The sequence below is a fragment of the Bordetella sp. 15P40C-2 genome, assembly GCF_009763235.1.
Lineage (GTDB): Bacteria > Pseudomonadota > Gammaproteobacteria > Burkholderiales > Burkholderiaceae_B > Bordetella_A.
In genome coordinates, this window is record NZ_WSJA01000026.1 from 25,550 (window position 1) to 38,978 (window position 13,429).

The 13,429-nt window shown below is 63.2% G+C and carries 12 protein-coding genes and 1 riboswitch; of the genes, 6 read left to right on the forward strand and 6 right to left on the reverse strand.

The features are described 5' to 3' along the window. Positions 1-76 precede the first annotated feature (76 nt). From ubiE to rfaE2, 6 genes are all read left to right on the forward strand, one after another. Positions 77-847, forward strand: a complete 771-nt coding sequence (gene ubiE, locus GOQ25_RS12785) for a bifunctional demethylmenaquinone methyltransferase/2-methoxy-6-polyprenyl-1,4-benzoquinol methylase UbiE (protein WP_160350866.1) — start codon at positions 77-79, stop codon at positions 845-847. Between the two features lie 346 nt (positions 848-1,193). Further along, on the forward strand, positions 1,194-2,186 hold the full coding sequence (locus GOQ25_RS12790; protein WP_160350867.1) for a Tim44 domain-containing protein: 993 nt from the start codon (positions 1,194-1,196) through the stop codon (positions 2,184-2,186). 240 nt (positions 2,187-2,426) lie between these two features. Then, entirely contained in the window at positions 2,427-3,065 is a 639-nt protein-coding gene (locus GOQ25_RS12795; protein WP_160350868.1) for an SCP2 domain-containing protein, read from the forward strand. Positions 3,066-3,067: 2 nt separating this feature from the next. Further along, a complete protein-coding gene (ubiB, locus tag GOQ25_RS12800) occupies positions 3,068-4,621 on the forward strand; it encodes a ubiquinone biosynthesis regulatory protein kinase UbiB (protein ID WP_160350869.1) in 1,554 nt (517 codons plus the stop codon). 163 nt (positions 4,622-4,784) lie between these two features. Next, on the forward strand, positions 4,785-5,669 hold the full coding sequence (locus GOQ25_RS12805; RefSeq protein WP_160350870.1) for a ferritin-like domain-containing protein: 885 nt from the start codon (positions 4,785-4,787) through the stop codon (positions 5,667-5,669). A 151-nt stretch (positions 5,670-5,820) separates the two neighbouring features. Beyond that, positions 5,821-6,312, forward strand: a complete 492-nt coding sequence (rfaE2, locus tag GOQ25_RS12810) for a D-glycero-beta-D-manno-heptose 1-phosphate adenylyltransferase (protein WP_160350871.1) — start codon at positions 5,821-5,823, stop codon at positions 6,310-6,312. Between the two features lie 29 nt (positions 6,313-6,341). Here the strand turns inward: rfaE2 and GOQ25_RS12815 are convergent, their stop codons facing one another. The 6 genes from GOQ25_RS12815 to GOQ25_RS12840 all read right to left on the reverse strand — a co-directional run bounded on the left by GOQ25_RS12815 (position 6,342) and on the right by GOQ25_RS12840 (position 13,184). Further along, positions 6,342-7,676, reverse strand: a complete 1,335-nt coding sequence (locus tag GOQ25_RS12815; RefSeq protein WP_160350872.1) for a TolC family outer membrane protein — start codon at positions 7,674-7,676, stop codon at positions 6,342-6,344. A 9-nt stretch (positions 7,677-7,685) separates the two neighbouring features. Next, entirely contained in the window at positions 7,686-8,366 is a 681-nt protein-coding gene (locus GOQ25_RS12820; protein ID WP_160350873.1) for a protein-L-isoaspartate O-methyltransferase, read from the reverse strand. Positions 8,367-8,468: 102 nt separating this feature from the next. Then, entirely contained in the window at positions 8,469-9,314 is an 846-nt protein-coding gene (gene thiD, locus GOQ25_RS12825; protein WP_160350874.1) for a bifunctional hydroxymethylpyrimidine kinase/phosphomethylpyrimidine kinase, read from the reverse strand. Further along, the gene (locus tag GOQ25_RS12830) at positions 9,311-10,120 is read right to left on the reverse strand and encodes a thiazole synthase (protein ID WP_160350875.1); all 810 of its coding nucleotides are present in this window, start codon (positions 10,118-10,120) and stop codon (positions 9,311-9,313) included. Before GOQ25_RS12830 ends, thiD begins: the two co-directional genes overlap by 4 nt. Positions 10,121-10,203: 83 nt before the next feature. Continuing rightward, positions 10,204-11,160, reverse strand: coding sequence for a cobalamin-binding protein (locus GOQ25_RS12835; RefSeq protein WP_160350876.1), 957 nt, complete (start codon positions 11,158-11,160; stop codon positions 10,204-10,206). After that, a complete protein-coding gene (locus GOQ25_RS12840; RefSeq protein ID WP_160350877.1) occupies positions 11,160-13,184 on the reverse strand; it encodes a TonB-dependent receptor in 2,025 nt (674 codons plus the stop codon). The genes GOQ25_RS12835 and GOQ25_RS12840 overlap by 1 nt, the downstream gene beginning before the upstream one ends. A gap of 63 nt (positions 13,185-13,247) precedes the next feature. After that, positions 13,248-13,410, reverse strand: a riboswitch (cobalamin riboswitch). Positions 13,411-13,429: the final 19 nt, after the last annotated feature.

Here is a 13,429-nt window from a genome sequence, read left to right on the forward strand (position 1 = left end):
TGACGAATCGCGTCGCGGGTGGCCATTTCTGTTGTGACGGGCCTCGATCGGCTACCATTGCGGCATATACCGGGCTATGACTATGCAACAACAACCTGATTCTTCTTCCGATTCGACCAGCACCCATTTTGGCTTTCAATCGGTTCCCGAAAGCGAAAAGGCACGCAAGGTCGCCGAGGTCTTCCATTCGGTGGCCTCGCGCTACGACGTCATGAACGACCTGATGTCGGGCGGTCTGCATCGTGTGTGGAAGGCGTTTACCATCGGCCGCGCCGCGGTGCGCCCCGGCATGAAGGTGCTCGATATCGCGGGCGGCACGGGCGACCTCGCCAAGGCGTTCGCGCGCCGCGCGGGGCCGACGGGCGAAGTCTGGCTGACGGATATCAACGATTCCATGCTGCGGGTCGGGCGCGATCGGCTGACCGATGCCGGCTTGCTGCTGCCCACGGCGGTCTGTGACGCAGAAAAGCTGCCTTTCCCGTCGGGCTATTTTGACCGCGTGAGCGTGGCGTTCGGCCTGCGCAACATGACGCATAAGGACCAAGCATTGGCGGAAATGCGCCGTGTGCTGAAACCGGGCGGCAAATTGCTGGTGCTGGAGTTCTCGCGCGTGGCCAAGCCCTTGGCGCCGGCATACGACTGGTATTCGTTCAATATCCTGCCGTGGCTGGGCAAAAAAGTAGCGGGCGACGAAGCCAGCTATCGTTATCTGGCGGAATCGATCCGTATGCACCCCGATCAGGATACGCTGGCCGACATGATGCGCACGGCGGGTCTGGATCGCGTGCAGTATTTCAATTTGACGGCGGGCGTGGTCGCCTTGCACGAGGGCGTGCGGCTGGAGTGATCTGGTCAAGGGCGTACGGCTGAGGCGACTTGGCGAGGGGCCTGCCGGATTGTGTCCCCTCATCCGGGTCAAGCCGTGACGCATGCACCTGACACGGCCTTGCCCGCGTGGCCAGGCGGGACGCGAAAGCCAGGTCGATGACGAGTGCCCGAGCCTGGGCCTTAACGTCGCTACTTGAATACCTCGTAAACCGACCAAAAATTCGTACTTGTCGATCGCCGGCGAGTCCGTTATTCTGTGTACATTCAGCTTTCTGTCAGGAAGCGTTCAGAAAAGCCGGCTGCCTCGCGGGGAGCCGGCGGACAGGGTTCTAATCGGGCCCTGAATTTGTCAGGAGTCACCATATATGTCTCGATCCGGATTCTCCCGGTTTATCGCCGCCGCGCTGATCGCGGTAGCGAGCACGTCCATGCTGGTCGTATCCTTTGACGCCGAAGCCCGCCGCGCGGGCGGGGGCGCCAGCGTAGGTCGCCAGTCCACCAATGTGATGCAGCAGCGTCAGGCGACCACGCCGCCGGCCGCATCGACCACGACCAATCGCGCCGCCGCACCGGCTGCCGCTGCAGGCACCGCTGCGGCTGGCACGGCTGCTAAAAGCGGCATGTCCCGTTGGTTAGGCCCCATCGCCGGTATCGCCGCCGGTCTGGGGATTGCCGCGCTCCTGTCGCATATGGGCCTGTCGGGCGCGTTTGCCGAGGCGCTCTCCAGCATGCTGCTGATCGCGTTGGTGATCTTTGCCGTGATCTTCATTGTGCGCCGTCTGCGTGGCGGTGGCGCGCGCCCGGCCATGCAGGGTGCGTATGGCGCGAACAACGCCCGTCAAGGCCAATCGCAACAGCCCATGTGGCGTGAATCGCTGTCGCCCTCGGCGGCGGCTCCGGCTGCCCCCGCAGCGGCTCCTTCGGCCGCCGCGCCCAGCTCCGTGCCGGCGGCTGGCGATAGCGACAACTGGTTCATCCCAGGCGACTTCGATCAGACGACGTTCCTGAAAAACGCCAAGGCGCAGTTCGTGCAAATCCAGGCGATCTGGGATAGCGGCGACACCGACCGTCTGCAGGAGTACCTCACCGACGATCTGATCTCCGAGCTCAAGCAGCAGCTGGCCGAACGTGGCGCGACGCCCAACAAAACCGAGGTTGTGCTGCTCAATGCCGAATTGCTCGGTATCGAGACCGTGTCCGACGGCCATCTGGCGAGCGTGCGCTTCTCTGGCATGCTGCGCGAGGCGCCGGGCACCGAGGCGTTCCGCTTCGAAGAGGTCTGGAACCTGTTCAAGCCCCAACAAGGCGGCTGGCTGCTGGCTGGCATTCAGCAGATTCCGGTGGAATACGCGAGCTGATCGGTTGCGCGAGTGGGTCGATGCGCGATGCACGGCCCACGCTGGGAATGGCAATTGCTAGGGCATGGCCATGCTGCTGCCCGAATATTCTCTAGCCTTCCACGGGGGGCGCCGCCATGGCGGCGCCCTCCTTATTTTTTGCGGCGATCCGTCCGATTCGAGGCATGAAGTCGCCGACCCGGTAAACTGCGGGTATCTCTGTTTTTCAGGCGTTGCACCTTCGTGAGCCCGCTTCAGACAATGCTGCCTTTTTCTCTACTGCCTACTCCGTCGCAGGTCGCCGTCCGTACGCTGAACCGTTTGCTGTCGCGCGAAGACTGGGCGCGTGAACGTCTGGCACGCCACGCGGGCAAGACGGTACGCTTTGCATTGGGCGGCTTTGTCACCGGACTGGCCATCAATAGCGAAGGGTATGCGGATCAGGCGGATGCGGCAGTGGTGCCGGATGTCACCCTGACCGTGGACCCGGCGAAGTTCAATCCGCTGGGCCTGTTACCCGGGCAAAAAAAGCCCGATGTGGTCGAGGCCACGCACATCGAGGGCGATGCTGGCTTGGCCCGCGTGGTGGCCGAGCTGGCTGAAAAGCTGCGCTGGGATCCGGAGGACGAGTTATCGCGTCTGGTGGGGGATATCCCCGCGACACGGATGATGGCGGGTGCGCGCGTCTTGAGCGAGAGCGCACGCGCGGCGGTGACGAGCCTGGGGCGCAACGTATCCGAATACCTGGCCGAAGAAAGCGGCGCCCTGGCTGGCGCGCCGTTACTGGCACAGTGGCGGCTGGATTTGGCCGAGCTTGACCAGCAACGCGAACAGGTCGCCAGGCAGGCGGCTGTCTTGGAAGCGCGTCTGGCGCGACTCGACGGCCAACGGGGCGGGTGACGATGTTTAGTTTTCTGCATATTCTGCGTATTTTGGGCGTGGCGTACCGGTATGGTCTGGACGACCTCGCGTTATCGAGTTTGAATCATCCGCTCGCCCGCACGTTGCGTTGGACCTTGCGGTTGGGACGCCGCCCCAAAGCCCCGCGTGGACTGCGACTGCGCCGTGCGTTGGAATCGTTGGGCCCGATCTTCGTGAAGTTCGGGCAGATGCTGTCGACGCGGCGCGACTTGATCCCCGCCGATATCGCCAACGAGCTGGCCTTGCTCCAAGACCGCGTGGCGCCGTTTCCGTCGGCTCAGGCTGCCGCCTGCATCGAGGCCGCATTAGGGGCGCCGCCCGCGCAGCTGTTTGCGCATTTCGAGGTGGATCCGGTCGCATCCGCATCCATTGCGCAGGTGCACTTCGCGGTGCTGCACGACGGTCGCGAGGTTGCCGTCAAGGTGCTGCGTCCTGGCATGCGCGAGGCGATCGAGCGGGATCTGGCGCTATTGCACTGGGTCGCGCGCATCATCGAGCGCACAGGTCCCGATGGCCGTCGGCTCAAGCCGCGCGAGGTGGTCGCCGAGTTCGATAACTATCTGCATGACGAGCTCGACCTGGTGCGCGAGGCGTCCAATTGCAGTCAGTTGCGCCGCAATTTCGACGCGGCCTCCGGGCGTGGCGATTGGCTGATTGTGCCGGAAGTGATCTGGGAATTCACGACCTCCACCGTGTTCACCATGCAGCGCATGTATGGCATTCCGGTGGGGCAGGTGGATCGGTTGCGCGCGGCCGGCATCGATATTCCGAAACTGGCGCGCAGCGGCGTGGATATCTTTTTCAGTCAGGTGTTTTCGGATGGCTTTTTCCACGCCGATATGCACCCGGGCAACATCTATGTATCGGACCAGCCCGAGACGCTGGGTCGATATATCGCCCTGGATTTCGGCATCGTCGGTTCGCTGTCGGAGTTCGACAAGAACTACCTCGCGCAGAATTTCCTCGCGTTTTTCCATCGCGATTATCGTCGCGTGGCGCAGCTGCATATCGAGTCTGGCTGGGTGCCAGCCGATACGCGCGAAGAAGAACTCGAGGGTGCGGTGCGCGCCGTATGCGAACCTTATTTCGACCGACCGTTGTCGGAGATCTCGTTAGGTCAGGTGCTATTGCGTCTGTTCCAAACCTCGCGCCGTTTCAACGTGGAAATTCAGCCGCAGCTCGTGCTGCTGCAAAAGACCTTGTTGAACGTCGAAGGGCTGGGCCGGCAATTGGACCCGAACCTCGATCTCTGGAAAACGGCGAAACCTTATCTTGAGAACTGGATGCGGCGACGCATCGGTTTGGAAGGCTTGCGGCAAACCTTGACCAAGGAAGCAACCCAATGGTCACAGACGCTGCCGGCCTTGCCACGTTTGATGTACGAGCGCTTGAGTCGTCCTGACACATCGCCGTACCTGCTCGCGGAAATGACCCGGTTGCGCCAGGCGCAGGAGCAGAACAATCGCTTGTTGGTCGCCTTGACGGCGGTGCTGGCGGTTGCAGTGGGAGTGGCCCTTTGGGCGCTGACTCGCTGACCAGTTGTTAGTGTGCGGTCATGAATCTGTCGTGCAGTGTCACGGCAGTTTCGCATGCGACAGCGATAAACACGCTTGCGTGATGTGCGCACAGCGACTGAGCCGTGATGACACGGCGTTTACCTACAGAGGCGCCCCGAGCGGGAATACATAGGGCCAAAACATGCTTTATCCTGAACTTTTCAAGACCATGGAAGCCGTGCGCTGGAACATGGCGAGCGATATCCCCTGGCACGAATTCGATCGCAGCAAGCTGTCGGACGAACAGGCCTACACCATCAAGATGAACGCCATCACCGAGTGGGCCGCGCTGCCCGCGACGGAGATGTTCTTGCGCGACAACCGCGAAGACAGCGATTTCTGCGCGTTTATGTCGGTCTGGTTTTTCGAAGAACAAAAGCACTCGTTGGTGTTGATGGAATACCTGCGCCGGTTCTGCCCGGAGCTGGTGCCCACCGAAGAGGAGCTGCACAAGATCCGTTTCGAGTTCGACCCGGCGCCCGAGCTCGATACGTTGATGCTGCATTTCTGCGGCGAGATTCGTCTGAACCACTGGTATCGTCGCGCCGCCGAATGGCACACCGAGCCCGTGATCCGCGAGATCTATCGCACGATCTCTCGCGACGAGGCGCGCCATGCTGGCGCGTATCTGCAGTACATGCGCCGCGCGCTGCATGACCGTGGCGAGCAGACCAGCGAGCAGGCCCGCTTGTCCTTCTCCAAGATCGGGGTCTTGATGGCCTCGGCGGGTCGGACATCGCAGGCCATGCACCCGACCAATCTGCACGTGAACAAGGACCTGTTTCCCAACGATACGGTGCAGTCGCGACTGCCCGAGCCGGGCTGGCTGGAAAACTGGCTGGACTCGCAGATCCGGTTCGACGATGTGTGGGAAGGCAAAGTCGCATCGCGCATTCTGCACATTCTGTCCAAGCTGCTGGGCAGGAGCTTTGACACGGTCAAGGATCTGAGCCGCTACCGCAAGGAGGTCTCGAATCTGATCTCCGCGCGCGAGCCGCGGCCGATTATCGTGCCGGTCGGGGCATAAGGAACGATTTGGTGCTTTGGGGCAGGCCGGTAGAGTCTGTCAGGCATTCCGCGCATAGGCCGCCCCATAACGCCCGAATCGTCTACGGCGTACACGTGGGCTGCGGCAACCGATCGTCTTGGTGAGCTGCGCCTCAGCGTACAATCGCGCCATGTCATCCGCCCGTTTCGAATCCAAAATCCTCACCCGCGAGGCCTGCGCTGCGGCCGTGGCTCGCGGTGACTTGCCGCGTCCCTTGGTTTTTACCAATGGGGTCTTCGATATTCTGCATCGAGGGCATGCGACTTACCTGGATCAGGCCGCTCAGTTGGGCGCGACGCTGATCGTGGCGATCAACACGGACGAGTCTGTGCGCCGCCTGGGCAAGGGCGACGACCGGCCGCTGAATCGAGAAGAAGACCGTGCGGCCTTGCTGGCTGCGTTGGGTTGCGTGTCCGTGGTCACCACGTTTCATGAAGACACGCCAGTCGAACTCATCGGCGAGCTGCGTCCCGATCTGATCGTCAAGGGCGGGGATTACGACATGGAAACGCTGCCGGAGACGGCGCTGGTGAAGACCTGGGGTGGCCGCGCAGTGGCGATTCCCTTTGAGTTTCAACGCTCCACGACGTCATTGGTAAAGAAGATCCGCGGCGTGTCGTGATTGGCGACGACTGCTGGCCGCATGTCTGTTCAACGACGCGGCAGGCGTAGCAGCCGGTTGATGGTTTCCAGATCGGCTTCAGACAAAATGCCGCCCGCGGCCTTGAGTCGTAGTCCGTCTAATAACGCCGTATAGCGTGCCTGCGCGAGATCGCGCTGGGTGGCGTAGAGCTGTTGCTGCGAGGCCAGTACGTCCAGGTTGATCCGCACTCCCAGTTCGTAGCCCGTTTCGTTCGCTTGCACTGCGGCGCGGCTGGACTTCACGCCGGCTTCGAGCGCGCGCACGCGTGCCAGACCGGACAGCACGCCGGTGTAATACTGGCGCGCGGACTGCGCGGCCTGACGGCGGGCCGCCAGGTATTCGCTGCGAGCACGCTGTTCGAGTTGCACACGCTCGGTGACCTGCGAAGACACGCCGCCACCGGAATAAATCGGCACCGACAACACGACGCCCACCGAACTGTCGGCAGCGCGACTGCCTGCCGTTTGGCGGTTGGCGTTGCTGGCGCGGCCGCTGGAGGCCTGCAGGCTCAGCGTGGGGTAGTGGCCCGCGCGCGCGATTTGAATTTCGCGTTGCGCGATTTGGGTTTGCAGCTGGGCACGCGCGACGGCAAGGCTGGCCGCTTCGGCTTGCGTGGTCCAGTCTTCCTGGCGCGCGGGCTGTGGTGCGGGTAGCGCAATATCCGCCGGCAATTCGGCCAGTGCTTCGGGCGGTTGACCAATAATCTGCGTCAGTTCGCCGCGCAGCACGGTCAGCTGGTGCTGTAACCGGAGCTCTTCCGCCACGACCAGATCGTAGCGGGCTTGGGCCTCATAGGTGTCGGTAATGGTCGCCGTGCCCAGTTCGAAATTGCGTTTCGCGGCCTCTAGTTGGGCCGCGACGGAGGCTTTTTCGCCCTCGGTCGCCGTCAGGGCGTCTTCGGCGGCCAGGATGCCGAAATACGCATCCGACACGCGCAATAGCAGGTCCTGATAGGCCTGCTGCAGCGCCAGTTCCGCATCGGCCACGCCGAGTTTGGCTTGTTCGTAACGCTGCCAGCGCGACCAGTCGTAAAGCGGTTGCGTCAGCACCAGCTGCCAGGGCGCGTAGGTGTCGTCCCGCACTCGCTGCGACAGATTGTTGGTCGCCCGCGTGTCCTGATACATCAGGCCCACCTCGGCGCTGACGGCCGGCAGCAAGCCGGCGCGCGCCTGGGGCAGCTGTTCAATCGAAGCGCGATACTGCGCGCGCGCCGCCGCATACACCGGATCGTTGGCTAGCGCAGCTTGCCATGTTTGCCAAAGATCCTGGGCCGCATGGGCCGGCAGGCTCCACCCGGCGCTTAGCGCCAGGCTCAGCGCCGTCGCAATCCGTCGGGCGCGCATGGAGGCGGGTCAGAACTTGAAGTGCGACACAGTGGTCCCGCGCAACGGCTTGACCACGGTTTCGAACAGGTTGACCGTCTCGAATGTGGCGGCGGTAGTGCGGGTGATTCGACAGGCGGTCATGATCGGGGCTTGACCCACGATCACCACCAGGCGGCCGCCCACGCGCAGCTGGTACTTCAGCGCGTCCGGGACCACGGGTACGGAACCGGTGACCAGGATGGCGTCGTATTCGGTGGTGCCCCAGCCGTTGCGGCCGTCGCCGGTTTCGACTTTAACGTTGGTGACGTTGTTCGCCTGCAGATTGCTTTGCGCGAACGCGACCAGACGGTTATCGATCTCGACCGAGGTGACTTGCTGAGCCAGATGAGCCAGGAGCGCGGCTTGATAGCCGGAGCCCGTGCCGATTTCCAGCACACAGTCCGTCGGCGTCAATTGCAGTTCCTGTGCCAGACGGGCTTCGATCTTGGGCGCCAGCATGTTCTGGCGCGTATTGGTCGAGCCGATTTCCAGCGGGATTTCCAGATCAGAAAACGCCAGCGCGCGCAGTGCCGGAGGCACGAATTGCTCGCGACGCACAACGAACAGCGCGTCGAGCACCTTGGGATCGAGCACATCCCAGGGGCGGATTTGCTGCTCCACCATGTTGAAGCGGGCTTTTTCTACATCAGGCAGGGTCGAAGCGTTCATGACAGCGAAGAAGAATTCAGGAAGAACCAGCGGGCATTGTACTGATTCGGTGTAAACGTGGGCACATCACAATGCCCGCGCGCGTGTTTGGTCACGGCCGGCTCACCACCACGCATGGAAATGGTGCGTCGGGCCGTGGCCTGAGCCGACCTGCAGCCGGTCCGCATGGCGAATCGCCTCGGCCAGATAGGCCTTGGCGCGCCGGGCGGCTTCGGGGACATCGTCGAACTGCGGCAGCAGGGCCGCCAGCGCGGCGGACAAGGTGCAGCCGGTGCCGTGGGTGTTGCGCGTCGGGATGCGCTGACCGGGCAACTCGATCATGCGATCGCCGTCGTGCAGCAAGTCCACGGTATCGTCGCCGGGCAGGTGACCGCCTTTCAGAAAGACCCAGCGCTGGCCATCATAGGCCATGATGCGGCGCAGGCGTTCGGCCACGCGGCGCATTTCCTTGATGGTTTCGACGGGCCGCTCGTCCAGCAGCACGCCGGCCTCGGGCAGATTGGGCGTGAGCATGGTCGCCTGCGGCAGCAGCGCCTCGCGCAGCGCGCCGACGGCATCGCGTTCGAGCAGATGATCGCCGCTTTTGGCCACCATGACGGGGTCCAGCACCACATGCGCCGGCTGCCATTTGGCCAGCTTTTCCGCCACGACCAGCGTGACCGGCTGTTGACCAAGCATGCCAATCTTGACCGCATCGATGCGCAGGTCCGCAAACACGGTGTCGATCTGCTGGCCGACAAACGCGGGCGAGACGGGCGAAATCGCTGTTACGCCCTGGGTGTTTTGCGCGGTGAGCGCGGCCACGACCGCACAGCCGTAGGCGCCCAGCGCGCTCATGGCCTTGACGTCGGCCAGCACGCCCGCGCCGCCAGACGGATCGACCCCGGCGATGCTCAGCGCATTGGGGATCTGACGCGTCCCCGAGGACGTTGCCTGCACGGGAATCATCGTACGTTGGCCGGGGCGGCGGTGATCAGACCTTCGGTGGGCGAGCTGGGCGCGCCGCTATACAGTTTGCGCGGCATGCGGCCGGCGCGGAAAGCGTCACGGCCGGCTTGCACGGCGTTTTTCATGGCGCGCGCCATCAGGACCGGGTCCTGGGCGGCGGCGATGGCGGTGTTCATCAACACGCCGTCGCAGCCCAATTCCATCGCGATGGCCGCATCCGAGGCGGTGCCGACACCGGCATCCACCAGCACGGGCACGTGGGCCTGATCGATGATGAGGCGCAGATTCCACGGATTCAGAATGCCCATACCGGAGCCGATCAGCGACGCCAAGGGCATGACGGCGACCACGCCGATGTCTTCGAGCATGCGGCATTGAATGGGGTCGTCGGTGCAATACACCATCACCTTGAAGCCATCATTGACCAGCGTTTTGGCGGCGGCCAGCGTTTCCGGCATGTTGGGAAACAGGGTGTGCGAGTCGCCCAGCACTTCGAGCTTCACCAGATCGTGGCCGTCGAGCAGCTCGCGCGCTAGACGCAGCGTGCGCACGGCATCGTCGGCGGTATAGCAGCCGGCGGTGTTGGGCAGCAACGTGAATTTCGACGTGGGCACGTAGTCCAGCAGGCTGGGTTCGTCCGGATTCTGGCCAATATTGGTACGGCGGATGGCTACCGTGACGATTTCCGCGCCGCTCGCGTCGAGCGCGGCGCGCGTCTGTTCGAAATCCTTGTACTTGCCGGTGCCTACCAGAAGGCGGGACTGATAGTCGCGTCCTGCAATAGTCAGAGTGTCTTGAGTCGTCATTGTGATGCGTGCTGATTTTGAAAGGCGGGCCGCCGGGTCTACGACCCTCGGCGAAACGACCATGATAATCGCAGCGGGCTTCTTTATTCTACGGAGTGACGGATTTTATCCAGGTGTGCGCAGAGCTGCTCGGTTACATCGATCAGGCGCGGGCCGGGGCGATACAGGGCGTCGGCGTCCAGTGTGTAGACGTGGCCACGTTGCGCGGCGGGCAGGCCGCGCGCTTGCCAGGCGCGCAAGTTTTCGTGGGCCTCTTCAGGATGGATCGCGCTCGTTATCACTGCGTCGGGTCGGGCGGCAAGTACGCTTTCCAGTGAAATCTGCGGTGCTAGCAAATCGGCATCCGCGAATACATTGACGCCGCCGCAGATCCGGATGGCGTCGTTGATGATGCTTTCGCGATTCACCGTGTATAGCGGCTGCGCGCCGGCCTCAATAAATACCCGTACCGGTTTGCGTTGGGCATAGCGGGTCGTCAGAGTCGCGAGCCGTGCGCGCATGCCTTGCGCTGCGGCCGAGGCCCTCGATTCCGTTCCGAACAGCCGACCCAGGGTTTCCACCGCGTCGGGGATGGCGGCCAGTGTGCGAGGATCGCTGTAATAGACCGGTACGTTCAGGCGCAGCATCAGATCGCCCAGCCGGTCGGGAGTCAGGGGCTGCCAAGCGATGAGCAGATCCGGACGCAGCGTCATCGCGATCTCCAGATTTGGCCCCAAGGTCGTGCCGATGCCTGGCAGCGAGCGCGCCGCATCGGGGTAGTTGCTGCCTTGCGCCGTGCCGACGAGAAAGTCGCCCGCACCGGCGGCATAGACCAACTCTGTTGCGTGCGGAGCGGCAGTCAGCGCGCGCCGCGCGGGACGCGCCAGCACGACCTCGCGGCCCTGATCGTCGCGTACCGCAATGGTCGCGTCGGCGGTAGCCGGCACGGCGCCAGACGGTGCGACGATGGGCGCGGACAGGGCACCCCCGGCAAAGAGCGCGCACGTCAGTGCGAACCAGCGTGCATGCCTTCGCGGAGCTGCGTGACGCAGTCCCGACATCAGTAGCGCAGCGTCACGGACGCCAGCACGGTGCGCCCAGACGCCGGATACAGGTAGTACGACCCGCTGCCGCCCGTGCTGCCCGATCGTATGCCATAGGTCGCATATTCCCGATCAAACAGATTGTTGACGGCCAATGTGCCAGAGACATGTTTGTTGAAGGCATACCCGACCTTGCCGTTAACGAGGAAGTAATCATCCAGTTGATGATCGAACTGGTTGGCCTGATCGTTATCCATACGCGCTTTGCCCACGTATTGGCCCGCCAGACTGAGGAACAGTTTATCCGTCGGCCGCCACGTCGCACCCACATTCGCCATCCATTTCGGCACCAATGGGACGGTGTTACCCGTCAGGTTAACGCCATTGGCCGTACCGGACCGGAACGTGGCCTGCGTCCAGCTCAGGTTGCCATTCAGACTGACGGAAGGCGTCAGCTGATGCTCGCCCTCGAGTTCAATGCCCTGGCGGCGGGTCGGATCCAGGTTGACGTTCGAAAACGTCAGGGGGTTGTACTGGATCTCGTTGGTCAGGTCGTAGCGGAACCAGGTCAGACGGGCGCTGGAAGCCTCGGAGCGCCAGAGTATGCCCAGCTCCTTGTCCATTGAGGTTTGCGGCTGTAGCGGCGTGCTGACATACAGCGTCTCGTCGGAATTCGCGAAGCGGAAGCTACGGCCAGCCTTGCCGTAGAAGCTGAAGCCCGCGCCCAGTTCTTGCCGCAGCGCCAGCTGCCATGCGCCCAGACGGCGGGTCACGTCGGCATTGCCGCCGTAGCCGGACAGCGTTTTCAGATCGTCATTGGCATACTGACGGCGTCCGCCCAGCGTGATTCGGGTGGTTTCGGTGGCCTGAACCTGGACTTCGGCGAACACCCCGCGCCGCCGCTGTTTCGCGCGCCAGGCGTCGGCCAGAGGCGATGAAGAATACGTATTCGATGCGTCCAGGTCGCTGTCGAGCATATCGGCGCCCACAATCAACGCGTGCTTTTCGGCAATCGGCAGCAGATAGCGCAGGCTAGCGGTCTTCTCGTCCAGATCCTGATCGCGCCAGATATCGCCATAGGCGCTGCCGGTGAACCCGTGCAACGTCTTGTCGCGCTGATTCATTTCCGCGTACAGCATGCCCGCACCGATACGCTGTTCGACCTGAATGCCAAACGCGTCGGTCTGGGTATTCACATAGTCGTCGGGCGTGGACGTGCCGCGCGGGTCGTCGCGGTATTGATTGATGCCTGCTGCCGGGTCGACCAGGCGTGGGCCGGGCAGGCCGAGTTTCTGGTGCATCGTGCGCGCATACAGCCGGATCTGGCCGTTGTCGTGGCGAAAGGTGATGCTGCCGCCGCCGCTGTCGCGCTGCTCGCGATTGTTGTCGCGGTAGTTGTCGGTGCGCAGGCTCTGGCCGTAGGCGTCCACGGTGATGTGTTCATTTTGCAGGCTGAACGCCGCATCCGCCTGACGCCGCTGGTGGCTGCCCACCGAGCCAGTCACGCTGGCCGCGACGGGTTCGCCGTCGGCCGAGCCGCGCTTGGTCAAGATGTTGATCACGCCGCCCGTTGTGCCGCCGCCATATTGAACCGAGCCGCTGCCGCGCACGATTTCGATGCGCTCAATGCGCGACAAGGGCACGGCGCCCAGTACCGGCGTGGAGAGGTCGTTATTGTTCTGTGGCACACCGTCGATCAAGATCAGCGTGTTACCGCTGCCGGCCAGACCAAAGCCGCGCATGTCCACCATGGCTTGATCGGCCGCGCCCGTGCTGTCTATCGTATGGATGCCGGTCTGCGTCGATAGCAGTTCCTGCACCGTGGTGGCGCTGCTGCGGCGGATTTGATCCTCGGTGAGGACGGAAACTTGCACTGGCTGGTCGTCGTTGGCCACGGGCACGCGTGACGCGGTGACTGTGACACTACCCAACTCGGGCACGGTGGAGGAGGGATGAGTTTCGGAGGAAACAGATTGCGCGGCGGCCAGCGTGGGCATGGCCCACACGAACAAACTGGCGCGCCGGATAAGGCGGGCGTTCATGAAATAAACCTCGGTATGACGCGCGACCCCGCACGTCGTTCTCGGGAATGGGGCGCGATCTCGCGTCCCGCTAGTCGAACTGGCCGGTATCGGGCTGCCATGTCATCAGGCGACATGGGGACCGTTGCGGGGGCAGCACAGGCTGGACGCGTCGAGCGTCTTCCTGTTTCCCGTTTACCTTCGGCGCGCGTGTTGCGCCCGAAGCACCTGTTCGGGGCGCAACTGTAGCATCCGGAGACAGGAAC